The organism is Streptomyces sp. NPDC028331, assembly GCF_055565775.1.
Genome location: NZ_JBVHTR010000004.1, coordinates 77,061 through 102,076, shown reverse-complemented (window position 1 = coordinate 102,076; position 25,016 = coordinate 77,061). Strand labels below are relative to the sequence as shown.

The window sequence follows — 25,016 nt, the reverse complement described above, 5'->3', positions numbered from 1 at the left end:
GTCACGGCTTCCTGTAAGGGAACACTAAAAGGTTCCTGTGGCCGGGCCTTCCGTCACAGACCTGGAATCCGGCCGTTGCGGAACAGGTCCACGAAGATCTGGTGGTCCGCACGCGCGCGTCCCCCGTAGGTGTGGGCGAAGTCCACCAGCAGCTCGCCGAAGCCGTCCTCGTCGGCGGCGATCGCCGCGTCGATGGCCCGCTCGGTGGAGAAGGGCACCAGTGACTCGCCGGAGGTGTCGTCCGCCGCCGCGTGCATGGCGGCCGTGGCCCGGCCCAGGTCGGCGACGACCGAGGCGATCTCCTCCGGGTCGTCGATGTCGCCCCAGTCCAGGTCCACCGCGTACGGCGAGACCTCGGCGACGAGCTGGCCCGCGCCGTCCAGCTCGGTCCAGCCCAGCCACGGGTCGGCGTGCGCCTGCAGGGCGCGCTGGGAGATCACCGTGCGATGGCCCTCGTGCTGGAAGTACTCCCGGATCACGGGATCCGTGATGTGCCGGGAGACGGCCGGGGTCTGGGCCTGCTTGATGTAGATCACGACGTCGTTCTCCAGGGCGTCGCTGTGGCCCTCGAGGAGGATGTTGTACGACGGCAGGCCGGCCGAGCCGATACCGATGCCGCGGCGTCCCACCACATCCTTGACGCGGTAGGAGTCGGGGCGGGCCAGGGACGACTCCGGCAGCGTCTCCAGATAGCCGTCGAAGGCCGCGAGCACCTTGTAGCGGGTGGCCGCGTCCAGCTCGATGGAGCCGCCGCCCGGCGCGAAACGGCGTTCGAAGTCACGGATCTCGGTCAGGGAGTCCAGCAGCCCGAAGCGGGTGAGCGAGCGGGCGTCGCGCAGCGCGTCGAGCAGCGGGCCCTGGGCGGTGTCCAGGGTGAAGGGCGGCACCTCGTCGCTCTTGGCGCCGGTCGCCAGGGCGTGGATGCGCTCGCGGTAGGCCGCGGCGTAGATGCCGACCAGCTCGGTGATCTGGTCGTCGCTGAGCGCCTTCGCGTACCCGATCAGCGCCACGGAGGCGGCGAAGCGCTTCAGGTCCCAGGTGAAGGGGCCGACGTACGCCTCGTCGAAGTCGTTCACGTTGAAGATCAGGCGGCCCGTGGAGTCCATGTAGGTGCCGAAGTTCTCGGCGTGCAGGTCGCCGTGGATCCACACCCGCGAGGTGCGGTCGTCCAGGTACGGGCCGCCGCGCTTGTCCGCGTCCAGGTCGTGGTAGAAGAGGCACGCCGTCCCCCGGTAGAACGCGAACGCGGAGGCCGCCATCTTGCGGAACTTCACGCGGAACGCGGCCGGGTCGGCGGCGAGCAGCTCGCCGAAGGCGGTGTCGAAGACGGCGAGGATCTCCTCACCGCGTTGCTCGGCGCTGAGCTGCGGAACCGACATCGCTGGGTGCCTCCTGAGACGGATGGTGCGTGATCTTCGAGGGCGATCTTCCCCCACATTCCCTCCCGGCAACGACCGGCGGGGTGGGGGAGTGCCCACGTTTTCTCCGCATGAAGGTACGCGCCGCAGCCCGCGGAGTGTCAGTGCCGAGGCATAGACTTCGACGCTGTCCCCAGACTCCGAGGCGCTGCGCGCCACACTTGCCATTGGGAGGCTCGAACCGTGTCAAAGCCGCCGTTCACGCACCTGCACGTCCACACCCAGTACTCGCTGCTGGACGGTGCCGCGCGGCTGAAGGACATGTTCAATGCGTGCAACGAGATGGGGATGACGCACATCGCCATGTCCGACCACGGCAACCTCCACGGGGCGTACGACTTCTTCCACTCCGCGAAGAAGGCCGGAATCACCCCCATCATCGGCATCGAGGCGTACGTCGCCCCCGAGTCCCGGCGCAACAAGCGCAAGATCCAGTGGGGCCAGCCGCACCAGAAGAAGGACGACGTCTCCGGTTCCGGTGGCTACACCCACAAGACCATGTGGGCGGTGAACAAGACCGGCCTGCACAACCTCTTCCGCCTGTCCTCCGACGCGTACGCCGAGGGCTGGCTGCAGAAGTGGCCCCGCATGGACAAGGAGACCATCGCCCAGTGGTCCGAGGGGATCGTCGCCTCCACCGGCTGCCCCTCCGGCGAGGTGCAGACCCGGCTGCGCCTCGGCCACTTCGACGAGGCCCTGAAGGCGGCCGCCGAATACCAGGACATCTTCGGCAAGGACAAGTACTTCCTGGAGCTGATGGACCACGGCATCGAGATCGAGCGCCGGGTCCGTGACGGCCTGCTCGAGATCGGCCGGAAGCTCGGCATCCCGCCGCTGGTCACCAACGACTCGCACTACACGTACGCGCACGAGGCCGCCGCCCACGACGCCCTGCTGTGCATCCAGACCGGCAAGAACCTCTCCGACCCGGACCGCTTCAAGTTCGACGGCACCGGCTACTACCTGAAGTCCACGGAGGAGATGTACGCCATCGACTCCTCGGACGCCTGGCAGGAGGGGTGCGAGAACACCCGGCTGATCGCGGAGATGGTCGACACCGAGGGCATGTTCGTCAAGCGCGACCTGATGCCCAAGTTCGACATCCCCGAGGGGTACACCGAGGTCACCTGGTTCCAGGAGGAGGTCCGCCGCGGCATGGAGCGCCGCTTCCCGGGCGGCATCCCCGAGGACCGCATGAAGCAGGCCGAGTACGAGATGGACGTCATCATCCAGATGGGGTTCCCGGGCTACTTCCTCGTGGTCGCCGACTTCATCATGTGGGCCAAGAAGAACGGCATCGCCGTGGGCCCCGGCCGTGGCTCGGCCGCCGGCTCGATCGTCGCCTACGCCCTGGGCATCACCGACCTGGACCCCATCCCGCACGGCCTGATCTTCGAGCGGTTCCTCAACCCCGAGCGCATCTCGATGCCCGACGTCGACATCGACTTCGACGAGCGCAGGCGCGTCGAGGTGATCCGGTACGTGACGGAGAAGTACGGCGCCGACAAGGTCGCCATGATCGGCACCTACGGCACCATCAAGGCCAAGAACGCGATCAAGGACTCCGCGCGCGTGCTCGGCTACCCGTACGCGATGGGCGACCGCATCACCAAGGCCATGCCCGCCGACGTCCTCGGCAAGGGCATCCCGCTCTCCGGCATCACCGACCCGAGCCACCCCCGGTACTCGGAGGCGGGCGAGGTCCGCTCGATGTACGAGAACGAGCCGGACGTGAAGAAGGTCATCGACACCGCCAAGGGCGTCGAGGGCCTGGTCCGGCAGATGGGTGTGCACGCGGCCGGCGTGATCATGTCCAGCGAGACCATCACCGAGCACGTCCCCGTCTGGGTGAGGCACACCGACGGCGTGACCATCACCCAGTGGGACTACCCGAGCTGTGAGTCGCTCGGCCTGCTGAAGATGGACTTCCTGGGCCTGCGCAACCTCACGATCATGGACGACGCCGTCAAGATGGTGAAGTCCAACAAGGGGATCGACATCGATCTCCTCAGCCTCCCGCTGGACGACCCCAAGACCTTCGAACTGCTCCAGCGCGGCGACACCCTCGGCGTCTTCCAGTTCGACGGCGGCCCCATGCGCTCCCTGCTGCGCCTGATGAAGCCGGACAACTTCGAAGACATCTCCGCCGTGTCGGCCCTGTACCGCCCGGGCCCCATGGGCATGAACTCCCACACGAACTACGCGCTCCGCAAGAACGGGCAGCAGGAGATCACGCCGATCCACCCCGAGCTGGAGGAGCCGCTCAAGGAGGTCCTGGACGTCACCTACGGCCTGATCGTCTACCAGGAGCAGGTGCAGAAGGCCGCCCAGATCATCGCGGGCTACTCGCTCGGCGAGGCCGACATCCTCCGCCGCGTGATGGGCAAGAAGAAGCCCGAGGAGCTGGAGAAGAACTTCGTCATCTTCCAGTCGGGCGCCCGCAAGAACGGCTACAGCGACGAGGCGATCCAGGCGCTGTGGGACGTGCTGGTCCCGTTCGCCGGCTACGCGTTCAACAAGGCGCACTCGGCCGCGTACGGCCTGGTCTCGTACTGGACCGCGTACCTGAAGGCGAACCACCCCGCCGAGTACATGGCCGCGCTGCTGACCTCGGTGAAGGACGACAAGGACAAGTCGGCGGTCTACCTCAACGAGTGCCGCCGCATGGGCATCCGCGTCCTTCCGCCGAACGTCAACGAGTCCGAGGCGAACTTCGCCGCGCAGGGTGACGACGTGATCCTCTTCGGCCTCTCCGCCGTGCGGAACGTGGGTACGAACGTCGTCGAGTCGATCATCCGCTGCCGCAAGGCCAAGGGGAAGTACACCTCCTTCCCGGACTACCTGGACAAGGTGGAGGCGGTCGTCTGCAACAAGCGGACGACGGAGTCGCTCATCAAGGCGGGCGCCTTCGACTCCCTCGGCCACACCCGCAAGGGCCTGACGGCGCAGTACGAGCCGATGATCGACAACGTGGTCGCGGTCAAGCGCAAGGAGGCCGAGGGACAGTTCGACCTCTTCGGCGGCATGGAGGAGGAGAGCAGCGAGCCCGGCTTCGGCCTCGACGTCACCTTCACCGACGAGGAGTGGGACAAGACGTATCTGCTCGCCCAGGAGCGGGAGATGCTCGGTCTGTACGTCTCGGACCACCCGCTCTTCGGCCTGGAGCACGTGCTGTCCGACAAGGCCGACGCGGGCATCGCCCAGCTCACCGGCGGCGAGCACGCGGACGGCGCGGTCGTCACCATCGGCGGCATCATCTCCGGCCTGCAGCGCAAGATGACCAAGCAGGGCAACGCGTGGGCGATCGCCACGGTCGAGGACCTCGCGGGCTCCATCGAGTGCATGTTCTTCCCGGCGACCTACCAGCTCGTGTCCACCCAACTCGTCGAGGACGCCGTGGTGTTCGTCAAGGGCCGCCTCGACAAGCGCGAGGACGTGCCGCGGCTGGTCGCGATGGAGCTGATGGTCCCGGACCTCTCGAACGCCGGCACCAACGCGCCCGTCGTGCTCACCATCCCGGCCACGCGGGTCACCCCGCCCATGGTGAGCCGCCTCGGTGAGATCCTCAGCCAGCACAAGGGCGACAGCGAGGTGCGGATCAAGCTCCAGGGGCCGCGCAAGACGACGGTCCTGCGCCTGGACCGCCACCGGGTCAAGCCGGACCCCGCGCTCTACGGCGACCTGAAGGTCCTTCTCGGTCCGTCCTGCCTGGCGGGCTGATCATCCGGAGTGACACAGCAGATGAGGGGCGCACCCGGGAACGGGCGCGCCCCTCATGCGCGTCGGCCCTCGCGCGCGGGCCTCGCATCAGCTCTCGGGCGGGCGTCAGTTGTGGCCGAAGCTCTTCTGCTTCTTACGGGTACCGTCCGCCGGGCTGCCCTGCGTCTGCGTCATCGGAGACGCGTGCGCCTCCGGCGCGGGCCGCTGGGTGTGCTCCTGCGCCTGCTCGGCCTTCGGGGAGCGGTTCTGCGGGCCGGCCTGCTTGCGGTTCTTGTTCTTGGCCATGGTGATGCCTCCTGTGGGGGACTAGGGGCCAGGGCCGGGACCAGATTCACATAGGCTGACATCAACCGCATGTCGGACAATTACCCTGCGTGACACCGTTCTTCGTGGACCGGGCCCCCGATCCGCCACGCCGAAGATCGAGTTCGGGCCGTTAACCTCACCGCCGTCGGGCAGACTCGAAGCAAGCCCGAAGCAAACCTCCCGGAAAGAGGGTGGATCGCGTGGACCGCTGCATCGTCCTGGTGGACGCCGGGTATCTGCTCGGGGCTGCCGCCAGCCTCCTCGCCGGGGAACCCTCGAGGTCCCGCATCACCGTCGACCACGCCGCCCTCATCCAGGGGCTGCGCGAACGCGCCGAGGCCGACACCGGGCGGCCGCTGCTGCGCATCTACTGGTTCGACGGCGCCCCCGACCGCGTGCCGCAGCCGGAGCACCGCCGGCTGCGCGTGATGCCCCGGGTCACCGTGCGCCTCGGCGCGCTGACCCGCAGCGACGGCCGGTGGGCGCAGAAGGGCGTGGACGCCGCGATGCACGCCGAACTGACCGAGCTGGCCCGCAACCGCGCCTGCTCGGACGTCGTGCTCGTCACCGGTGACGGGGACCTGCTGCCGGGCATGATGGCCGCCAAGGAGCACGGGGTCGCCGTGCACCTGTGGGCGGTCCAGGCCGCGGACGGCGACTACAACCAGTCCGAGGACCTGGTCGCCGAGGCCGACGAGCGACGCGTGCTCGACCGGGCGTGGATCACCCAGGCCGTGCGGCCCAAGGAAGTGGGCGGGGTGTGCGCGCCGCCGCCCGCGCCCCGGCCGGAGATCGCCGCGATCCTCTCGGCGCCGCTGCCCGAGTCGGCGCTCACGGCCACCACGGAGCGGCCCGCCGCCGAGCCGGAACACGTCCCGGCGTCCGCGTCCCAGAACGGCGCCCAGGAGCGGGTGCCGGTCGCCAAGGGCGTACCGACCCCGAAGGACCTCGCGGCGCTGCGGGCGCCCCACACCGCGTCGCAGCCCGCCGGGGCGACGCTGCGCTGGTCGTCCGACAAGGGCTGGGTGGACCGGCCCGTCGCGGCGGAGTCGCCGGAGGCCGCCTCGCTGCCGACGCTGGCGCAGCTCACGACCGCGGAGCAGCGGTGGGCCGACCGGGAGGAGGACATCACCACGGTCGGCGGCGATCCCTACGAGGTCGGGCAGGTCTTCGCCCGGCGGTGGATCTCCCGCCTCGCCGACCCCTCCCACCTGCAGAAGCTGTCGAGCATGTACCCGAGGGTGCCGCACCGCATCGACGGGGAACTGCTGCGGTACGCGGCCCGCTTCGGCCTGCTCGCCCACAAGGACGACCAGATCGACGAACACGACCGTTACGCGATCCGGGCGGGTTTCTGGCGCGAGATCGACCAGCGCACGGCGGCGGAGGCGCCCGTCGGCGACTGACCCGGCCTGTCGGCGGCTGGCCCGACCCGTCGGCGACCGACCCGGGCGGGGCCGGACCGGCGGGGCGCCCGGGGCACAGCACGTCCGGGGCGTCGGTGTCGCGGCGGGCACGGTGGCCGGTGTCGCGGCGGGCACCCGGGGCGGAACGTGCCGCGCGGGTTTCCGGCGGGGGCGGCGGGCGCGCGCCGGATTCGGACGCCCGTCCGCCGGTGGCGCGGGTGGGGAGCCGGGGCGGGCCCCGGGAACCGTTCGGCGGGCGGCACCCCTTACCCTCGTCCTTTGTGAGCAAGCGCAGCGCAACGGCACCACGGCACCGTCACGACGTCGTGTGCGCCGTGCGCGGGCTGACCAAGACCTATCCGGCGGTGCGGGGGCGGCGTGGTGCGCCGGGGACGCCCGAGGTGCGGGCCACCGACGACGTACGGCTGGACATCCGGCGCGGCGAGATCTTCGGGCTGCTCGGGCCGAACGGCGCCGGCAAGTCCACCCTCGTCCGCCAGTTGACCGGGCTGATGCGGCCCGACGGCGGCAGCGTGGAGATCCTCGGGCACGACATCGTGCGTCACCCCGAGCGGGCCGCGCGCATCCTCGCCTACCTGGGCCAGGAGTCCACCGCCCTCGACGAGCTGACCGTCTCGCTCGCCGCCGAGACCACCGGACGGCTGCGCGGGCTCGACCTGCGGCAGGCCCGTGCGGAGCGCGACGCCGTCCTCGACGAACTCGGCCTCGCGCCGATCGCCTCCCGGCCGCTGAAGAAACTCTCCGGCGGCCAGCGCCGGCTCGCCTGCTTCGCCGCCGCGCTGATCGGGGAACGGCCGCTGCTGGTGCTCGACGAACCGACCACCGGCATGGACCCCGTCGCCCGCCGCGCCGTGTGGGCCGCCGTGGACCGGCGGCGGGCCGAGCGCGGGACGACCGTGCTGCTGGTCACCCACAACGTCATCGAGGCGGAGACCGTCCTGGACCGGGTGGCCGTCCTCGACCGGGGCCGGATCATCGCCTGCGACACCCCGGCCGGGCTGAAGGAGCGCGTCGCCGGCGAGGTCCGCGTCGAACTCGTCTGGCGCGAGCGGGCGCCCCTGGAGGTGCCCGAGGTCGCCGCGCTGCGCGGCCGTGCCGTGGAGGCCGGGCGCCGCTGGTCGCTGCGGATGGCACCCGAGGAGGCGCGCGCGGCCGTCGCCACCGTCACCGGGGGCGCGGCCTTCGCCGCCCTCGACGACTTCACACTGGCCACGCCCAGCCTGGAGGACGTCTACCTGACGCTCGGCGGCAGCGGCCAAGGGCTGGTGAAGGCATGAGCGCGGAAGCCGTGGTGTCCGTATGGAGCGCCGGGGGGAACGTCACGAGGACCGCGAGGACCTCGACGAGGACCTGGGGGAGAGCGAAGAGGAGCAGCGCGAGGTGAGTGTCCTACCCGCCGGGGTCCTGCCCGGCGCCCGGGCGACGGACGACGGTGCCGCGGACGGCGCCGCCCTCGGGCCGCGGGCGCGGCTGTGGCCGTCGCTCGCCGCCGTGTACCGGGCCCAGCTGTCCCGGGCGCGGGTCGCGCGGATCCCGCTGCTGTTCGTGGCGACGTTCCAGTCGATCGGCATCATGATCATGATGCGCGGGGTGGTGAGCGGCGGCGGCAGCGACGCGTGGTCCGTCGTCGCCGGATCGTCCGTGCTCGTGGTCGCGTACGTCGGGCTGAACCTGCTCGCCCAGTACTTCGGCCAGCTCCGCGGCAGCGGCGGGCTCGACCACTACGCCACGCTGCCGGTACCGGCCGCCGCGGTGGTGCTGGGTGCGGCGGGGGCGTACGCGTCCTTCACGGTGCCCGGAACCCTGGTGACCGCCGTCTTCGGGTGCGTGCTGTTCGGACTGCCGCTCGCCCACCTGTGGGTTCTCGCCGCGGTGATCCCGCTGGCCGGAGCCGCGCTGTCCGGTCTCGGCGCCGCCCTCGGACTCCTCGCGCCGCGGCCCGAACTGGCGACGCTCCTCGGGCAGTTGGGCATGTCGGCGGCGCTGTTGCTGGGCGTGCTGCCGGCGCACCGGATGCCGGAGGCCATCCGGCTCGTACGGGACCTGCTGCCGTCGACGTACGGGGTGGAGGCGTTTGCGCGGACCTTCGGCGGGCATCCGGACTGGGCGTTCGTCCTCGGTGACCTGGGCGTGTGCGCCGCCGTCGGGGTGGCCTCGCTGGCCCTGGCCACCTGGGCGTACCGCCGGGCGGCCGTCCGGTGACGCGGCTGACAGACACGCCTGGCAGGATGTGAAGGTGACCGCTCCGTTGACTCCGCCTCCGCCGCCGCATGAACAGTCCCCGCACGCTGCGCACGAGACGTGGCACGCCGGGGCCGACCCCGTGGGGATCGGGCCCGCGCCGCACGGTGCCACGGCCGCGTACGGGGCGGACGGGCCCGGCATGAAGACCGAGGTGCGGGATGCCGTCGTGATCACGGTGGGCGTCGCGATCACCGGGGCGCTGCTCGGGGTGCTGTGGTGGTGGCTGGCGCCGCACGTTCCGCTGGTCGGGGACCAGGTCGACAACAACTGGGTCGTCTATCTGAAGGACACCGAAGGGGAACAGGCCATCGGGGTGGACGGGACGTTCACGCTGCTCGCGGCCGGCTTCGGGGTGCTCAGCGCGCTGGTGGTCTTCCTGGCGCGGAAGCGGGGCGGGGTGCCGCTGGTGGTGGCCCTGTGCGTGGGCGGACTGCTGGGGTCGCTGCTCGCGTGGCGCCTGGGGGTGTGGCTTGGGCCCACGTCGAACGTGATCGCGCACGCCAAGCAGGTGGGCAAGGGAGTGACGTTCTCCGCGCCGCTGAAGCTGGGGGCCAAGGGGGCGTTGCTGGCCTGGTCGGTGGCGGCGCTGGTGGTGCACCTGGGGCTGACGGCGCTGTTCGCTCCGCGGGATCCTGATCCGTACGGGGTGGCTGCGCCGCAGGCGTAGCGGCCGGGGGTGCGCCGAAGCGGGCTCGCCCCCGCCGCCCCCACCCTTCCCGTCCCTCGGGGGCTGCGCCCCCAGACCCCCGCATCGGTCTTGCGGTCTCGTCCTCAGACGCCCCGGGCGGGCTGGTTTCGGGTGGGCTGGGGGGCCGGTCTTGCGGTCTCGTCCTCAGACGCCCAGGGCGGGCTGATTTCGGGTGGGCCGGGGGATCTGCCTGCCGCCTCGTCCTCAGACGCCGGGCGGCCGATTTCGGGCAGGCCGCGTCGGCAGGCGTGTCCGCAGCACTCGACGGACGGCCCGTCCTCGGCTAGGACGGAAACATGTCGAAGAGGACACGCAAGCGCAAATGGCGCATGAAGAAGGGCCACGCGAACCACGGCCATCGGCCGGCGTGACCACCGCCCACCACCACGACGCCGGGCAGGCCGGATTCAGCCCGCCCGGCGTCAGGAGCGGCCGATCGGCGCCAGTGTCGCCTCCGTGAGCTTGGCCAGGTCCTCGGGCGCCAGTTCCACCTCCAGGCCCCGGCGGCCCGCCGACACACAGATCGTGGGGTGCGACGACGCCGACTCGTCCAGCACCGTGCGGAGCTTCTTGCGCTGGCCGAGGGGGGAGATGCCCCCGCGCACGTAACCCGTCGTACGCTCCGCGAGCGCCGGGTCCGCCATCGCCGCCCGCTTGCCGCCCACCGCCGTGGCCAGCGCCTTCAGATCCAGCGAACCCGCAACCGGGACCACCCCGACCACGAGCGCCCCGTCCACCTCCGCCACCAGCGTCTTGAACACCCGTTCGGGGGAGACGCCCATCGCCTCGGCCGCCTCCTCGCCGTAGGACGGGTGGGACGGGTCGTGGTCGTAGGCGTGGAGCGTGAACTCCACCCCGGCCGTCGTCAGGGCCACCGTCGCCGGCGTGCCGCCCGACTGCTGCTGCTTCCTGGATTTCTTCGCCATCCGGCCGTTCCCGTTCCCGTTCCCGTTCCCCAGAGGGGTCGCGCGTCAGTTCAGACTTGTCGGCGTCCGCGTCAGCTCCGTCGCCGGCAACGACGGCAGGTTACGGATGATGGCCGTCTCCGAGCGAAGCAGTTTCAGCTCGTCGCGGAGGCGGGAGGCGGTGTCGGGCGCCTGCAGCAGCCGCTGCTTCGTCGGCGTGTCCAGCATCACGGCGGCCGCCACCAGGTACGACACCACCGCCGGTTCGTCCGGCAGGTCGGCGCCCGCCGCCAGGGACCTCTCCCGCGCGCCCGCCAGCCGCTTCTGGTACTGCCGGAACGCCCGCAGCACCCCCTCGGCCAGCGCGCCCGCCTCGTCGCCCTGTTCCTCCGGCAGCTCCTCCAGCTCGGCCGTCAGATACGGTCCGGAGGCGTCCACCGAGAGCACACGGACGCGGGTCGTGCCCGTCGCCAGGACCTCGAACGAGCCGTCGGCCCGCTCCCGGACCGTCGCCGCGTCCGCGATGCAGCCCACCGCGTGGAACGCCTTGGCCGGGTCGGCCCCGAAGCCCGCCGCGGGTCCGCGCTCGGGCAGGGCCGTGGGATCCGGCATGCCCGGCGCGCTCGGCGCCACCTCGTGGCCGTCGCGGATGGCGACGACGGCGAACCGGCGCGGTTCGTCCTCGGGGACCTTCGACAAGTCGCGCATCAGGGCGCGATAGCGCTCCTCGAAGACGTTCAGCGGGAGCACGAGCCCCGGGAACAGCACCGAGTTCAGCGGGAAGAGCGGGAGCCGGACGGTGGTCACGACCCGAAAGCCTAATGGTCGCAGCAGGGAGTGTGGCCGTTGTGGTCGTTCAGGTGCCCGATCAGTTGCCTGCCGGGGGGAGGAACGTACGGCAGAAGCCCCTCCGGCGCGTGCCGTGGGACCGGCGACGCCAGCGCCAGTCGTACCGCCTCCCGCACCTCGAGGAACCGGCCCAGCGGATCGTCGCAGAACCGGTCCCAGGGGAACGACGTGGCGTACGGGCCGGTCAGACGCAGTTGCGAGAGCGCGTCCTGCCAGCGCTCCAGCCGGACCAGGACGAAGACGAGCAGGTTGCGGATCTCCGCGGGCCACGGGTCGGCGGCCGCGAACCGCGACGACAGCGCGATGGCCCGGTCGGCCGCCGCGTCCAGCCGCCCCCGGGCCACGACCACCCCGTCGCCCTCCGTCAGGTACTTGAAGGCGGCACGCGCGGGCAGCGCCTGCACCAGGGAGCCCGGCGGGGCATCCTGAGCGGCGGTCTCGGCGAAGTCGAAGCACTCCCAGTGCGAGTCACCCGGCGTGTGCGGAATCCTCCCCCACTGGGCGCTGCACGCGGCGGAAAGGTACTGCAGGGCCGCGACATGGCAGCCGTAGTGGTGCGGGGAGCGGCGTACGGCCTCGGCCCACAGCCGCTCGTACTCGCTGTGGCGGGCCTGCGCGCCGCGCGCGTGGTCGAGTGCCACCCGCCACGGCACCGGGTCCGAGGGATCGCCCTCGGTCGCCGCGGTGACCAAGGAGCCGACCTGGCGCAGGAGTTCGACGCGGGCCGGCGACTCCCAGCAGCGCGCCACGGCCAGTTGGGCCCCGACCACGGCGGCGTCCGGGTCGTGCGGGGCGGCGGCGGACCAGTCCCTGAGCCATTCGTCGCGGGAGCGGGCGAAGGCGGCGAGCCGCGTGACGTACCGGTCGCGGTCCTCCCACTCGGCTCTCTCCCGTGTGGCCGCGAGCAGTTCGGCCGCCGGACCGTACTCGCCGCGGCCCGCCGCGACCAGGACCGGCGCCAGACGCTCGTCGGGGGCGTCGAGAAGGACCTCGTCGTCTGCGGGCAGCCCGTCGGCGAGGCGGAAGGAGGTGCGAGCCATCCGTGTCGTACGGATGAAGGGGCGGAGCATTGCCATGGTGCCGACCATTGAAAAGCCGCAGGTCGGGGGCGCGCCAGCACGAATGCGTAACCCGTGTTTGGTTGTACGGACGAGATTCAAGAAAGCGTAAAAAATGACTGTTTCGTAGGTGTTGGGATCTATGCACCAGCCGCTCTGGTCACATTGGATCAGTTGCGTCGCAGCAGTCTCGTCGCCCCCGCGGCCACCGTCGTGGCCAGTATCCAGCCGAGCAGGATCACCGCCGTCGACACCCACTGCCAGGCTCCGCTGAGCTGCCACTGGCCCGCCTGGCCCAGATCGATCACCGGGAGCAGCAGGTCCAGGGCGAACAGGGACGGGTTCCACGCCGGGTGCCCGTTCTTGTCGACCGGCGGATGACTGGCGTGCGAGAAGGCGACCGACGACGCCGCCCACAGCACCGCCATCCACACCGCGGCGCGGCCCGGCCGGTACCCGTAGGCGACCGTCCAGTCCTGCATGTACCCCCAGAGCTTGGCCGCGAGCGGCAGCGTCTCGCGGCGCCGCCGCTGCTTGGCGAGCAGGACCTCGCGCGCGTCCTCGTCCTCGCCGGAGTTGCGCAGCACGGCCGCGAGCCGTTCGTACGGCTCCGGGTTGTACTCGGCGGTGGCCGCGGCCACCCACTCCAGGCGCCGGGCCAGCGGGAAGGCGTCCTGCGGGACCAGGTTCTCGTAGGCGAAGCCGCCCATGTGGAGATCGCCGAGGCCGGGCCAGCTCGTCCACCGGTCCACCAGGTTCACGATCCGGGCGCCCGACAGGATCACCTTGCCCCGCTCGGGCCGCTCGCCCAGGAAGCGCAGCTCGGGCGTCTGGACCCGGCGCAGCGACAACTCCTGGTCGTCGTCGAGGACGAACCGGGCCCGGTCCAGGTCCACCGCGTCCCCGAACCGCCCGTCGTCCAGCCGGATCCCGCCCCGGCACTCGAAGCCCTGCACCCGGGTGCCCCGGGCGGGCGTGGTGCCGCTGCTCTGCAGCGGATTGCCGACGCCCGCCGGAGTCAGGTAGAGGGTGCGCTCCACCGTCAGTTGCGGGGCGTTCAGGGCCAGCCGGGTGTACGGGCTGATCAGCCGGGCGCCGCGCAGGCTCAGCGACACGCCGACCTTGGCGCTGCGCAGGCTCAGCTCCCCGTACGACTCCAGCATCTCCGCCTGCAGGTCCTGCCCGACGGTCAGGCCGTCCGCGCTGATGGAGCGGCCGCGCCGGTCCCGGTGCACGACGGCCTGGTTCAGCATCAGGTCGGTGCCGATGTGCGCGTCCGTGAGCCGCACACCGCCCTGGAACCGGCAGCGCGGCAGATGCAGGTCGCCCTCCGTGTGCACGCGCGCCGCCTCCAGGCGCGGCACCGAGCAGTCCACGAGCCGTACCGTCGTGAAACGGGCCTCCGGCAGCAGGACCTCCGCGTCGAACCGGCAGCCCTTCAGCTCGACGTACGGCACGACCGTGCCGCCCGCGAGGTCCAGCGTGTCCGTGATCCGGACGCCGGTCAGCTTCAGCGACGAGACCCGGCCGGCGAGCGCGGGCGGGCCGTCGAGGAGCAGCCAGGCCACGATCCGGGCCCGCACGCTGCGCTCGGGGCCCCACGGCACCGCGCCGTGCGGATCGTCCACGGCGGGGTCCCCGTCGCGCAGGTCGTACTCGCTGCCGTTGCGGAAGGCCTGCCACATCCCGGCCTCCGCCGCGGTCAGCCCGTCCGGCACATCCTCGACCCGGATGCCGGCACCCTCGGTCACGGCTCTTCCTTCCTCCTCAGCTACTCGCGGGTTTCGTACGACCGTTCATGCCCGCTGTGTGACCGGCCGAACGCCCAAGGTGAAGGGGATCTTCCGCCTCACCGTCCGCACCCATCGAATCCAGCCACCGCTGTCCGCACCCACCCACCGGTCGCTCCCGCCCACGTGCGACACGCCGTGCCGTCCACCGGTCCGTCCCCGGCCGCCCTTGGTGACCGGCCCGTCACCGAGCGGTCCGTCCGGCCACGCTCTGTATCAGCCATTGATACGGCCGTCCAGCCTGTCGGTGCCGTCTGCGAGAATTGGGGCTGTGATCTCCCGAATCGATCTGCGCGGCGACGCCCTCCCGGAGGGCCCCGCCCTGCGCGACCTGCTGCCCCGAGCCGACTTCGACGTAGCGGCCGCACTGGAGAAGGTGCGTCCGATCTGCGAAGCCGTGCATCATCGGGGCGACGCGGCGCTGATCGACTTCGCCGAGAAGTTCGACGGCGTGCGGCTGACGTCGGTCCGGGTCCCGGCCCAGGCCCTGAAGGACGCGCTGGAGCAGCTCGACCCGGCCGTGCGCGCGGCCCTGGAGGAGTCCATCCGCCGCGCCCGTCTCGTCCACCGCGAGCAGCGCCGCAGCACGCACACCACGCAGGTGGTGAGCGGCGGCACGGTGACCGAGAAGTGGGTCCCGGTGGACCGCGTGGGTCTGTACGCGCCGGGCGGCCGGTCCGTCTACCCGTCGTCCGTGATCATGAACGCCGTCCCGGCGCAGGAGGCCGGCGTGCAGTCGATCGCCCTCGCCTCCCCGGCGCAGGCGGAGTTCGGTGGCCTGCCGCATCCGACGATCCTCGCCGCCTGCGCCCTGCTCGGCGTCGACGAGGTGTACGCGGCCGGCGGCGCCACCGCCGTCGCGATGTTCGCGTACGGCACCGAGTCCTGCCCGCCCGCGAACATGGTCACCGGCCCCGGGAACATCTGGGTCGCCGCCGCCAAGCGCTACTTCACGGGCAGGATCGGCATCGACACCGAGGCCGGCCCCACCGAGATCGCGATTCTCGCCGACTCCACCGCCGACCCGGTGCACGTGGCCTCCGACCTGATCAGCCAGGCCGAGCACGACCCGCTGGCGGCGGCCGTCCTCGTCACCGACTCCGTCGAGCTGGCGGACGCCGTGGAGAAGGAGCTCGAGCCGCAGGTCGCCGCCACCAAGCACATCGAGGACCGGATCCGCCCCGCGCTGGCCGGCAAGCAGTCCGCCATCGTGCTGGTCGACGGCATCGACGAGGGCCTGCGCGTGGTCGACGCGTACGGCGCCGAGCACCTGGAGATCCAGACGGCCGACGCCGCCGCGGTCGCGGACCGCGTCCGGAACGCGGGCGCGGTCTTCGTCGGCCCCTGGGCGCCGGTCTCCCTCGGCGACTACGCGGCCGGGTCCAACCATGTGCTCCCGACCGGAGGCTGCGCCTGCCACTCCTCCGGCCTGTCCGTCCAGTCCTTCCTGCGCGGCATCCACATCGTCGACTACACGCAGGACGCGCTGGCCGAGGTCGCGCACCACGTGGTGACGCTGGCGGAGGCGGAGGACCTGCCTGCGCACGGCGCGGCGATCAAGGCAAGGTTCGGTTGGAAGGTGCCTGAGAGCAAGTGAGCTTCGGAATCGACGATCTTCCCGTCCGGGACGAGCTGCGCGGCAAGACCCCTTACGGCGCCCCCCAGCTCGACGTGCCCGTACGGCTGAACACCAACGAGAACCCGTACCCGCTGCCCGAGCCGCTGGTCGAACGGATCACCGAGCGGGTGCGCGAGGCCGCCCGCGGTCTGAACCGCTACCCGGACCGTGACGCGGTCGAACTGCGCACGAGGCTGGCCGAGTACCTGACGAAGACCGGCAACCACCACGTCGGCCTCGAGAACGTGTGGGCGGCCAACGGCTCCAACGAGGTCATCCAGCAGCTCCTGCAGACCTTCGGCGGCCCCGGGCGCACGGCGATCGGCTTCGAGCCGTCGTACTCGATGCACGCGCTCATCGCGCGCGGCACGGGCACCGGCTGGATCTCCGGGCCCCGCACCGAGGACTTCGCGATCGACCTCGCCGCCGCCGGGAAGGCGATCGCCGAGCACCGGCCCGACGTCGTCTTCATCACCACCCCCAACAACCCCACGGGCAACGCGGTCCCGCCCGAGACGGTCCTCGCCCTGTACGAGGCCGCGCAGGCGGCGAAGCCGTCCATGGTGATCGTCGACGAGGCGTACATCGAGTTCAGCCACGGCGACTCGCTGCTGCCGCTGCTCGAAGGTCGGCCGAATCTCGTCGTCTCGCGCACCATGTCGAAGGCGTTCGGCGCCGCCGGCCTGCGCCTCGGCTACCTCGCCGCGCACCCGGCGGTCGTGGACGCCGTCCAGCTCGTCCGGCTGCCGTACCACCTCTCGGCGATCACCCAGGCGACCGCCCTGGCCGCCCTGGAGCACACCGACACGCTGCTGAAGTACGTCGAGCAGCTCAAGTCGGAGCGGGACCGGCTGGTCGCCGAGCTGCGCGCGATCGGCTACGACGTCACCGAGTCCGACGCCAACTTCGTGCAGTTCGGGCGGTTCCCCGACGCGCACGAGGCCTGGCGGAAGATCTTGGAGCGAGGCGTCCTGGTCCGGGACAACGGCGTACCGGGGTGGCTGCGGGTGACCGCCGGAACGCCGGAGGAGAACGACGCGTTCCTCGACGCGGTCCGTGAACTCAAGAAGGAGTACAGCGCATGAGCCGCGTTGGGCGCGTGGAGCGCACCACCAAGGAGACCTCGGTCCTCGTCGAGATCGACCTCGACGGCACCGGCAAGACCGACATCGCCACCGGCGTCGGCTTCTACGACCACATGCTCGACCAGCTCGGCCGGCACGGTCTGTTCGACCTGACCGTGAAGACGGACGGCGACCTGCACATCGACTCGCACCACACCATCGAGGACACCGCCCTCGCCCTCGGCGCCGCCTTCAAGCAGGCCCTCGGCGACAAGGTGGGGATCTACCGCTTCGGCAACTGCACGGTCCCGCTGGACGAGTCCCTCGCCCAGGTCACCGTCGACCTCTCCGGCCGCCCGTACCTGGTGCACACCGAGCCCGAGAACATGGCGCCGATGATCGGCGAGTACGACACCACGATGACCCGGCACATCCTGGAGTCCTTCGTCGCCCAGGCGCAGATAGCACTGCACGTGCACGTGCCCTACGGGCGCAACGCGCACCACATCGTGGAGTGCCAGTTCAAGGCGCTGGCCCGCGCCCTGCGCTACGCCAGCGAGCGCGACCCGCGCGCGGCCGGCATCCTCCCGTCCACGAAGGGCGCGCTGTAAGCCATGAACGGCACCTCGACCGTACTGATCGTCGTCGGCCTGTTCCTCGTCGGCGGGATCATCTCCTTCGTCAAGCAGAAGATGCCCACGAGCCTGATCGTGCTGCTGTCGATCGGCGCGGCACTGTGTCTCGTCGCGGGCGTCATGCGCCTGGAGGTGTGGAATTGAGCACCCCGAGCACTCCGCAGAAGAGTCCCAAGAAGGTCGTCGTCTTCGACTACGGCTTCGGCAACGTCCGCTCCGCCGAGCGAGCCCTCGCCCGCGCGGGCGCCGACGTCGAGATCACCCGTGACTTCGACCGGGCCATGAACGCCGACGGCCTGCTCGTGCCCGGCGTCGGCGCCTTCGCCGCCTGCATGCAGGGCCTGAGGGAGGCGCGCGGCGACTGGATCATCGACCGCCGCCTGGCCGGGGGGCGCCCGGTGATGGGCATCTGCGTCGGCATGCAGATCCTGTTCGGGCTCGGCATCGAGCACGGCGTCGAGACCGAGGGCCTCGCCGAGTGGCCCGGCCGGGTCGAGCTGCTCCAGGCGGACGTCGTGCCCCATATGGGCTGGAACACCGTCGAGGCACCGGCCGACTCCGAGCTGTTCGCCGGCCTGGACGCGGACGCGCGCTTCTACTTCGTGCACTCCTACGCCGTCCACGACTGGCAGCTCCAGACGCACAACCCGGCGATGCGCGCCCCCAAGGTGACCTGGTCGACGCACGGCAAGCCGTTCGTGGCGGCCGTGGAGAACGGCGCCCTGTGGGCCACGCAGTTCCACCCCGAGAAGTCCGGCGACGCCGGCGCGCAGCTGCTCACCAACTGGATCGGAACCCTGTAGAGACATGGCCAAGCTCGAACTCCTCCCCGCCGTCGACGTCCGCGACGGCCAGGCCGTCCGCCTCGTGCACGGCGAGTCCGGCACGGAGACCTCCTACGGCTCCCCGCTGGAGGCCGCCCTCGCCTGGCAGCGGGCGGGCGCCGAGTGGCTGCACCTGGTCGACCTGGACGCCGCGTTCGGCACCGGCGACAACCGCGCGCTGATCGCCGAGGTCGCCAGGGCGATGGACATCAAGGTGGAACTGTCCGGCGGCATCCGGGACGACGACACGCTGGCCGCCGCCCTGGCCACCGGCTGCACGCGCGTGAACCTCGGCACCGCCGCCCTGGAGACCCCCGCGTGGGTCGCCAAGGTCATCGCCGAGCACGGCGACAAGATCGCGGTGGGGCTGGACGTGCGGGGCACCACGCTCCGCGGCCGCGGCTGGACCCGCGACGGCGGCGACCTCTACGAGACGCTGGAGCGTCTCGACAAGGAGGGCTGCGCGCGGTACGTGGTCACGGACATCGCCAAGGACGGCACGCTGCAGGGCCCCAACCTGGAGCTGCTGCGCAACGTCTGCGCCGCGACGGACCGCCCGGTCGTCGCCTCCGGCGGCGTGTCGTCCCTGGACGACCTCAGGGCCATCGCCGACCTCGTCCCGCTGGGGGTTGAGGGCGCGATCGTCGGGAAGGCCCTGTACGCGAAGGCGTTCACCCTGGAAGAGGCCTTGGAGGCTGTGTCGTCATGACCGAAGCCGTACGGCGCGTGCAGAGCGGAAGTCCCTGGGAAGAGTCCTTCGGTTTCGCGCGCGCCGTCGCGGCGGGCGACCGCGTCCTGGTGGGCGGCACGACGTCCTTCAAGGGCAGCGTGCTCTACGGGGAGGGCGACCCGTACGAGCAGGCGAAGGTGGCGTTCACCAGCGCGCTCGAGGCGATCGCCGAGTTCGGTCTCGGACCTGAGTCGGTGATCCGGACCCGGATGTTCCTGACCCATCCGCGGGACGTCGACGAGGTGGGGCGCGCCCACAAGGAAGTGTTCGACCAGGTGCGCCCGGTGACGACCCTGCTGGTGGTGGAGGGCTTCGTCGACCCGCGCATCCTGGTCGAAGTGGAACTCGAAGCCTTCAGAGGCTAGAGCTGTTCGTAGGCATTCATAAGGAGCCGTGGATTCATGACCCTGGCGGTCCGAGTCATCCCCTGCCTGGACGTGGACAACGGCCGGGTCGTCAAGGGCGTCAACTTCCAGAACCTGCGCGACGCGGGTGACCCCGTCGAGATGGCGAAGGTGTACGACGCCGAGGGCGCCGACGAGCTGACGTTCCTGGACATCACCGCGTCCTCGGGCAACCGGGAGACGACGTACGACGTGGTGCGCCGCACCGCCGAGCAGGTCTTCATCCCGCTGACGGTCGGCGGCGGCGTCCGTACGGCCGAGGACGTGGACAGGCTGCTGCGGGCGGGCGCCGACAAGGTGGGCGTCAACACGGCCGCGATCGCCCGCCCGGACCTGATCCGGGAGATCGCGGAGCGCTTCGGCCGCCAGGTGCTGGTGCTCTCGGTGGACGCGCGCCGCACCGAGTCGGGCTCCTTCGAGGTGACGACCCACGGCGGCCGCCGCGGCACCGGCATCGACGCGATCGAGTGGGCGCACCGGGCGGCGGAGCTGGGCGCCGGGGAGATCCTGCTCAACTCGATGGACGCGGACGGCACGAAGGACGGCTACGACCTGGAGATGATCGCGGCCGTCCGCAAGCACGTCACGATCCCGGTGATCGCCTCGGGCGGCGCGGGCGCACTGGCCCACTTCCCCCCGGCGATCGCGGCGGGCGCGGACGCGGTGCTGGCGGCATCGGTGTTCCACTTCGGCGACCTGCGGATCGGCGAGGTGAAGCAGACGCTGCGGGACGCGGGCCACCCCGTGCGGTGACCCTGCGCCGGGCTTGGGCCCCGGTCGCCGCGGGGCGGCCGGGGCTCTTTCACGGGCAGGTACGCACGGAAAGAGCATGCCGCTGTCCGCCGCCGCCATCGGTGCCTTCGGTGTCGGTCCGGTGTTCGTCGGCAGTGCGGCGGTCTGCGGGCTGGGCGGGGTCGTCGTTCTGGGTGCTCGTGATCTGCGCCGCGCCGAGCTGCCTTGCTGAGGGCCCGCTCAGATCCCCAGCTGTTTCGTCTCCCGTGCCTGCGTGATCGCCTCCTTCTCGCCCTCCAGCTCCACGTCCGCCACCCGCTGCCGGCCCATCGCGAACATCAGCAGCTCCGAGGGTTCTCCGGTGACCGTCACCACCGGGGTGCCCCGGTGGGCGACCGCCGTCTGGCCGTTCGGGCGGCGCAGGACCAGGCCCGTCGGGGCGCCGCGGCCGGTCAGGCGGGCCGTGCGCTCCAGGCGGGACCACAAGGCGTCCTGGAAGACCGGGTCCAGTTCGCGTGGGGTCCAGTCGGGCTGCGCCCGGCGCACGTCCTCCGTGTGGACGTAGAACTCCACGGTGTTGGCCGCCTCGTCGAGCTGCTTCAGGGAGAAGGGTGAGAAGCGCGGCGGGCCGGTACGGATCAGCTGGATCAGCTCCTCGTACGGCTTCCCGGTGTACTCCTCCATCACCTTCTCCAGGCGGGGGGCGAGCTGCTTGATCAGCGTGCCGCCGGCGGCGTCCGGGCGGCGTTCGCGCACCACGATGTGGGCGGCCAGATCGCGGGTCTTCCAGCCCTCGCACAGCGTGGGCGCGTCGGGGCCCGTGGCCTCCAACAGGTCGGCGAGGAGGAGTCGTTCACGCTTGGCATGGGTCGACATGCAGTCAGCGTACGACCGGGGCGACGGTCCGCCCACCGGACGGTGACCGGGGATGTCGGCGTGGCGCGGCACAATGGTCCGCATGACCAGCACGCCTGACCCCTCAAGGCCCAGCGGCCTGGATCCCGAGATCGCCGCGCGCCTCAAGCGCAGCGCCGACGGGCTGCTCCCCGCCATCGCCCAGCAGTACGACACCGGTGAGGTGCTGATGCTCGGCTGGATGGACGACGAGGCGCTGCACCGCACCCTCACCACCGGCCGCTGCACCTACTGGTCGCGCAGCCGCCAGGAGTACTGGGTCAAGGGGGACACCTCCGGCCACGTGCAGCACGTGAAGTCGGTCGCGCTCGACTGCGACGCCGACACCGTGCTGGTCAAGGTCGACCAGGTGGGCGCCGCCTGCCACACCGGCGACCGCACCTGCTTCGACGCCGACGTGCTGCTCAAGGACGCCGCCTCCGCCCCGGCGTCCGCGGATCAGTAAGGTCGGCCGCCATGGACCTCGAGACGTTCCGCAAGCTGGCCACCGACCGCCGCGTCATCCCGGTCACGCGCAAGCTCCTCGCCGACGGCGACACCCCGGTCGCGCTGTACCGCAAACTCGCCGCCGAGCGCCCCGGCACCTTCCTGCTGGAATCCGCGGAGAACGGCCGCTCCTGGTCGCGGTACTCCTTCGTGGGCGTCCGCTCCGCCGGGACCCTCACCGAGCGGAACGGGCGGGCCCACTGGCTCGGCACCCCGCCCGTCGGCGTCCCCACGGACGGCGACCCGCTGGCCGCCCTGCGGGCCACCATCGAGGCCCTGCACACCCCCCGCGACCTCGCCCACGACCTGGCCCTGCCCCCCTTCACCGGCGGCATGGTCGGGTACCTGGGCTACGACATCGTGCGCCGCCTGGAGAAGATCGGCCCCGGGGAGCGGGACGACCTGCGGCTGCCCGAGCTGACCATGCTGCTCACCAGCGACCTCGCGGTCATGGACCACTGGGAGGGCTCGGTCCTGCTGATCGCCAACGCGATCAACCACAACGACCTCGACACGGGCGTCGACGAGGCCTACGCGGACGCCGTGGCCCGCCTCGACGCCATGCAGGCGGACCTCACGCGGGCGGTCGCCCAGCCCCCGGCCGCCCTGCCGCCCTCCGTACTGCCCGAGTACTCCGCCCTGTGGGGCGGCGAGGACTTCCAGCAGGCGGTCGAGGACATCAAGGAGCGCATCCGCGCGGGCGAGGCCTTCCAGGTCGTCCCCTCGCAGCGCTTCGAGACGCCGTGCACGGCGAGCGCGCTGGACGTCTACCGGGTGCTCAGGGCCACCAATCCCTCGCCGTACATGTACCTGTTCCGCTTCGAGGGGTTCGACGTCGTCGGGTCCTCCCCGGAGGCCCTGGTGAAGGTCGAGGACGGCCGGGCCATGGTCCACCCCATCGCCGGCACCCGGCACCGCGGCGCCACCCCGCAGGAGGACCAGGCCCTCGCCGACGAACTGCTCGCCGACCCCAAGGAGCGCGCCGAGCACCTGATGCTCGTCGACCTGGGCCGCAACGACCTCGGCCGGGTATGCGAGCCCGGCTCGGTGGAGGTCGTCGACTTCATGTCGATCGAGCGGTACTCCCACGTGATGCACATCGTCTCGACGGTCACCGGACGGGTCGCGGCCGGGCGCACCGCCTTCGACGTCCTCACCGCCTGCTTCCCGGCGGGCACCCTGTCCGGCGCGCCCAAGCCGCGCGCGATGCAGATCATCGACGAACTCGAGCCGTCCCGGCGCGGGCTGTACGGCGGCTGCGTCGGCTACCTGGACTTCGCGGGCGACTCCGACACCGCCATCGCCATCCGTACGGCCCTGCTGCGCGAGGGCACCGCGTACGTCCAGGCGGGCGCGGGCATCGTCGCCGACTCCGACCCGGTCGCCGAGGACAACGAGTGCCGCAACAAGGCCGCGGCGGTCCTCCGCGCGGTCCACACGGCGAACCGCCTGGGCCAGGACCGTGTGGGCCGATGACGGACCGCTCGGGACGATAACGCTACAAGTCGACAAGACCTCCCCTACGGGACCCCGGGTGACAGTTCGCCCGGGGTCCAGGCGATAGTGGAGTACGTGACTGCCGTACCTGATCCCCGTTCCGAGGCCGCCGCACCCCTCCGGCCCGCCCGCCGGAGCCTCGCCCTCGCCCTGCTGTGCGGGGCGGTCGGCGCGGCCGTGGCGCTGCTCTCCACCCGGCAGAGCTGGTCGGCGGGGACCGTGGCGGTGGCCGGCGGCGACTATGCGCTGACCGCCAAGGGCAGCGACGTCACCGGCGTCCCCGCGGCCCTCGCCATAGTGGGCCTCGCCGCACTCGTCGCCGTCTTCGCCGTCCGCAGCACCGGGCGCGTCCTCGTCTCCCTGCTGCTCGTGCTCTCCGGCGCCGGCACCGTCGCCGCCGCGCTGCTGGGCGCCTCCGACAGCTCGGCGCTCGACGACAAGGCGGCACAGGCGGCCGGCGACACCTCCGCGACCGCGACCGCGCTCACGCACTCCGCCTGGCCGTACATCGCGGCCTTCGGCGGCGCGCTCCTCCTCCTCGCCGGACTGCTCGCCCTGCGTTACGGTCGGCTGTGGCCCGCGATGTCGGGCCGCTACGAGCGCGACGGCACCCCCCGTCCGCGCAGGGCGAAGCCCGTCGACCCCGACCGCCCCGAGGACCTGTGGAAGGCCCTCGACCGGGGCGAGGACCCCACCGGCGCCTGAGCGCCGTCCCCTCCGGCACGCGAGCCGAAGGCAGCACCCCCGAAGGCGTGGCGAGCCCCGGAGGGAACAGTGCTACCCCGTGCTCACCCCCTGCGCACGGTGCGGGACAATGGCTCCGAGCTTCGACTCACCCACGCACATAGAGCCAACAAGGAGCAAGACATGGCGGGCAGCAGCCACGGCAACGGGCACGGTCACACCCCGGCCGCCTGGACCGGTGTCATCATCGCCTTCATCGGTTTCTGCGTCGCGGGCGCCTTCACCGTGATGGCCCAGCCGGTCGGCTTCTGGGCGGGCATCGCGATCTGCGTCCTCGGCGGCGTCGTCGGCGGCATCATGCGCCAGATGGGTCTCGGCCAGCCCAAGACGCAGGCCCACTCGGCACACCAGCCCGCGGAGGCGGCGGAGCGCTGAGACCTCCCGGCCGGGCCTTTCCGGCCGGACGACAGGCGGCCCCGGACGGTGCGTACGGGAGCCGCCTTATCCGTGCCCGCGCACCCGCGGCGGCGGGCGGGCAGAATGCGTGAGGTGAACGCCGATTCCCCCCGCGTGACCCCGCACCGCGCCGGCGCCGGCGGCGGAGCCGTCCTCGGCCGCATCGCGGTGCCCGCCGGGGTGCTCGCGGCCGTCGCCGGGGCCTTCGCCTACGTCGGAGCGGTCGACCCCAACCGACCCGGTCACTACCCGGTCTGCCCCCTGCTGCGCTACACCGGCGTGTACTGCCCCGGCTGCGGCGGACTGCGCAGCGCGCACGCCTTCGTGCACGGAGACGTCCTGACAGCGCTCCAGGACAACGCCCTCGCCGTCGCCGGCTGCCTCGTCTTCGCCGTGGTGTGGACCGTCTGGGCGGTGCGCGCGGTGCGGGGACGGGCGCTGCGGATCGACCTCGCACCGGTGCACCTGTGGAGCCTCGGCGCCCTGGTGCTCGCCTTCACCCTTGTCCGGAACCTGCCGTTCGGCGGCTGGCTGCACCCTTGATCGACCGATGAACGTCCAGGTAG

General features: G+C 71.6%; 26 protein-coding genes and 1 pseudogene. 20 read left to right on the top strand and 7 right to left on the bottom strand.

Going from position 1 to position 25,016, the window contains the following annotated elements; genetic code table 11:
* Window positions 1-53: 53 nt before the first annotated feature.
* On the bottom strand, window positions 54-1,379 hold the full coding sequence (locus ACZ4SW_RS06505; protein WP_468238714.1) for a DUF2252 domain-containing protein: 1,326 nt from the start codon (window positions 1,377-1,379) through the stop codon (window positions 54-56).
* Between the two features lie 222 nt (window positions 1,380-1,601).
* Between ACZ4SW_RS06505 and dnaE the strand changes: the two genes are divergently transcribed.
* The gene (gene dnaE, locus ACZ4SW_RS06500) at window positions 1,602-5,138 is read left to right on the top strand and encodes a DNA polymerase III subunit alpha (protein ID WP_468238712.1); all 3,537 of its coding nucleotides are present in this window, start codon (window positions 1,602-1,604) and stop codon (window positions 5,136-5,138) included.
* Between the two features lie 105 nt (window positions 5,139-5,243).
* On the opposite strand, the gene ACZ4SW_RS06495 is transcribed toward dnaE, so the two are convergent.
* Window positions 5,244-5,423 carry a hypothetical protein gene (locus tag ACZ4SW_RS06495; RefSeq protein WP_468238709.1) on the bottom strand — a complete coding sequence of 60 codons (180 nt, stop codon included), beginning with the start codon at window positions 5,421-5,423 and terminating at the stop codon, window positions 5,244-5,246.
* A 221-nt stretch (window positions 5,424-5,644) separates the two neighbouring features.
* Between ACZ4SW_RS06495 and ACZ4SW_RS06490 the strand changes: the two genes are divergently transcribed.
* The 5 genes and pseudogenes from ACZ4SW_RS06490 to ACZ4SW_RS06470 all read left to right on the top strand — a co-directional run bounded on the left by ACZ4SW_RS06490 (window position 5,645) and on the right by ACZ4SW_RS06470 (window position 10,174).
* Window positions 5,645-6,850, top strand: coding sequence for an NYN domain-containing protein (locus ACZ4SW_RS06490; RefSeq protein WP_468238707.1), 1,206 nt, complete (start codon window positions 5,645-5,647; stop codon window positions 6,848-6,850).
* A gap of 425 nt (window positions 6,851-7,275) precedes the next feature.
* Window positions 7,276-8,148, top strand: a pseudogene (locus ACZ4SW_RS06485) (ABC transporter ATP-binding protein); the annotation flags it as partial.
* 103 nt (window positions 8,149-8,251) lie between these two features.
* Entirely contained in the window at window positions 8,252-9,073 is an 822-nt protein-coding gene (locus ACZ4SW_RS06480; RefSeq protein ID WP_468239406.1) for an ABC transporter permease, read from the top strand.
* A gap of 34 nt (window positions 9,074-9,107) precedes the next feature.
* Window positions 9,108-9,782: an AAA family ATPase gene (locus ACZ4SW_RS06475; RefSeq protein ID WP_468238704.1), complete on the top strand. Its 675-nt coding sequence runs from the start codon at window positions 9,108-9,110 to the stop codon at window positions 9,780-9,782.
* A 317-nt stretch (window positions 9,783-10,099) separates the two neighbouring features.
* Window positions 10,100-10,174 carry a hypothetical protein gene (locus ACZ4SW_RS06470; protein WP_465269763.1) on the top strand — a complete coding sequence of 25 codons (75 nt, stop codon included), beginning with the start codon at window positions 10,100-10,102 and terminating at the stop codon, window positions 10,172-10,174.
* Window positions 10,175-10,225: 51 nt separating this feature from the next.
* Here the strand turns inward: ACZ4SW_RS06470 and ybaK are convergent, their stop codons facing one another.
* The 4 genes from ybaK to ACZ4SW_RS06450 form a co-directional block, all read right to left on the bottom strand.
* Complete coding sequence (gene ybaK / locus ACZ4SW_RS06465; RefSeq protein WP_468238703.1) at window positions 10,226-10,729, bottom strand: Cys-tRNA(Pro) deacylase; 504 nt, start codon at window positions 10,727-10,729, stop codon at window positions 10,226-10,228.
* Window positions 10,730-10,774: 45 nt separating this feature from the next.
* Window positions 10,775-11,515 (bottom strand): LON peptidase substrate-binding domain-containing protein, encoded by a 741-nt coding sequence (locus ACZ4SW_RS06460; RefSeq protein ID WP_468238700.1) that lies wholly within the window; start codon window positions 11,513-11,515, stop codon window positions 10,775-10,777.
* An 11-nt stretch (window positions 11,516-11,526) separates the two neighbouring features.
* Window positions 11,527-12,633, bottom strand: a complete 1,107-nt coding sequence (locus ACZ4SW_RS06455; RefSeq protein WP_468238698.1) for a hypothetical protein — start codon at window positions 12,631-12,633, stop codon at window positions 11,527-11,529.
* A 152-nt stretch (window positions 12,634-12,785) separates the two neighbouring features.
* The gene (locus ACZ4SW_RS06450) at window positions 12,786-14,366 is read right to left on the bottom strand and encodes an oxidoreductase (protein WP_468238695.1); all 1,581 of its coding nucleotides are present in this window, start codon (window positions 14,364-14,366) and stop codon (window positions 12,786-12,788) included.
* A 310-nt stretch (window positions 14,367-14,676) separates the two neighbouring features.
* Here ACZ4SW_RS06450 and hisD point away from each other — a divergent pair, with 310 nt between their 5' ends.
* The 9 genes from hisD (at window position 14,677) to ACZ4SW_RS06405 (ending at window position 20,644) form a co-directional block, all read left to right on the top strand.
* Window positions 14,677-16,002 carry a histidinol dehydrogenase gene (gene hisD, locus ACZ4SW_RS06445; RefSeq protein ID WP_468238693.1) on the top strand — a complete coding sequence of 442 codons (1,326 nt, stop codon included), beginning with the start codon at window positions 14,677-14,679 and terminating at the stop codon, window positions 16,000-16,002.
* Window positions 15,999-17,108, top strand: coding sequence for a histidinol-phosphate transaminase (locus ACZ4SW_RS06440; RefSeq protein ID WP_468238691.1), 1,110 nt, complete (start codon window positions 15,999-16,001; stop codon window positions 17,106-17,108). The genes hisD and ACZ4SW_RS06440 overlap by 4 nt, the downstream gene beginning before the upstream one ends.
* Window positions 17,105-17,698, top strand: a complete 594-nt coding sequence (gene hisB, locus ACZ4SW_RS06435) for an imidazoleglycerol-phosphate dehydratase HisB (RefSeq protein WP_100825690.1) — start codon at window positions 17,105-17,107, stop codon at window positions 17,696-17,698. Before ACZ4SW_RS06440 ends, hisB begins: the two co-directional genes overlap by 4 nt.
* A gap of 3 nt (window positions 17,699-17,701) precedes the next feature.
* Window positions 17,702-17,866, top strand: a complete 165-nt coding sequence (locus tag ACZ4SW_RS06430; RefSeq protein WP_200416903.1) for a hypothetical protein — start codon at window positions 17,702-17,704, stop codon at window positions 17,864-17,866.
* Complete coding sequence (gene hisH, locus ACZ4SW_RS06425; protein WP_468238688.1) at window positions 17,857-18,525, top strand: imidazole glycerol phosphate synthase subunit HisH; 669 nt, start codon at window positions 17,857-17,859, stop codon at window positions 18,523-18,525. Before ACZ4SW_RS06430 ends, hisH begins: the two co-directional genes overlap by 10 nt.
* 4 nt (window positions 18,526-18,529) lie before the next feature.
* Window positions 18,530-19,255, top strand: a complete 726-nt coding sequence (priA, locus tag ACZ4SW_RS06420; protein WP_468238686.1) for a bifunctional 1-(5-phosphoribosyl)-5-((5-phosphoribosylamino)methylideneamino)imidazole-4-carboxamide isomerase/phosphoribosylanthranilate isomerase PriA — start codon at window positions 18,530-18,532, stop codon at window positions 19,253-19,255.
* Window positions 19,252-19,641: a RidA family protein gene (locus ACZ4SW_RS06415; RefSeq protein WP_468238683.1), complete on the top strand. Its 390-nt coding sequence runs from the start codon at window positions 19,252-19,254 to the stop codon at window positions 19,639-19,641. The genes priA and ACZ4SW_RS06415 overlap by 4 nt, the downstream gene beginning before the upstream one ends.
* Window positions 19,642-19,677: 36 nt before the next feature.
* Entirely contained in the window at window positions 19,678-20,433 is a 756-nt protein-coding gene (gene hisF, locus ACZ4SW_RS06410) for an imidazole glycerol phosphate synthase subunit HisF (RefSeq protein ID WP_468238681.1), read from the top strand.
* Between the two features lie 76 nt (window positions 20,434-20,509).
* Window positions 20,510-20,644 carry a hypothetical protein gene (locus tag ACZ4SW_RS06405; protein ID WP_468238678.1) on the top strand — a complete coding sequence of 45 codons (135 nt, stop codon included), beginning with the start codon at window positions 20,510-20,512 and terminating at the stop codon, window positions 20,642-20,644.
* 8 nt (window positions 20,645-20,652) lie between these two features.
* Here the strand turns inward: ACZ4SW_RS06405 and ACZ4SW_RS06400 are convergent, their stop codons facing one another.
* On the bottom strand, window positions 20,653-21,288 hold the full coding sequence (locus tag ACZ4SW_RS06400) for a TIGR03085 family metal-binding protein (RefSeq protein WP_468238675.1): 636 nt from the start codon (window positions 21,286-21,288) through the stop codon (window positions 20,653-20,655).
* Window positions 21,289-21,370: 82 nt separating this feature from the next.
* Here ACZ4SW_RS06400 and hisI point away from each other — a divergent pair, with 82 nt between their 5' ends.
* The 5 genes from hisI (at window position 21,371) to ACZ4SW_RS06375 (ending at window position 24,993) form a co-directional block, all read left to right on the top strand.
* The gene (gene hisI, locus ACZ4SW_RS06395; RefSeq protein ID WP_468238673.1) at window positions 21,371-21,772 is read left to right on the top strand and encodes a phosphoribosyl-AMP cyclohydrolase; all 402 of its coding nucleotides are present in this window, start codon (window positions 21,371-21,373) and stop codon (window positions 21,770-21,772) included.
* Between the two features lie 11 nt (window positions 21,773-21,783).
* Window positions 21,784-23,289, top strand: coding sequence for an anthranilate synthase component I (locus tag ACZ4SW_RS06390; protein ID WP_468238671.1), 1,506 nt, complete (start codon window positions 21,784-21,786; stop codon window positions 23,287-23,289).
* A gap of 87 nt (window positions 23,290-23,376) precedes the next feature.
* Window positions 23,377-24,015: a TIGR02234 family membrane protein gene (locus ACZ4SW_RS06385; RefSeq protein ID WP_468238668.1), complete on the top strand. Its 639-nt coding sequence runs from the start codon at window positions 23,377-23,379 to the stop codon at window positions 24,013-24,015.
* A 162-nt stretch (window positions 24,016-24,177) separates the two neighbouring features.
* Window positions 24,178-24,429 carry an HGxxPAAW family protein gene (locus tag ACZ4SW_RS06380; RefSeq protein WP_468238666.1) on the top strand — a complete coding sequence of 84 codons (252 nt, stop codon included), beginning with the start codon at window positions 24,178-24,180 and terminating at the stop codon, window positions 24,427-24,429.
* A 105-nt stretch (window positions 24,430-24,534) separates the two neighbouring features.
* Window positions 24,535-24,993, top strand: coding sequence for a DUF2752 domain-containing protein (locus tag ACZ4SW_RS06375; protein WP_468238664.1), 459 nt, complete (start codon window positions 24,535-24,537; stop codon window positions 24,991-24,993).
* Window positions 24,994-25,016 lie beyond the last annotated feature (23 nt).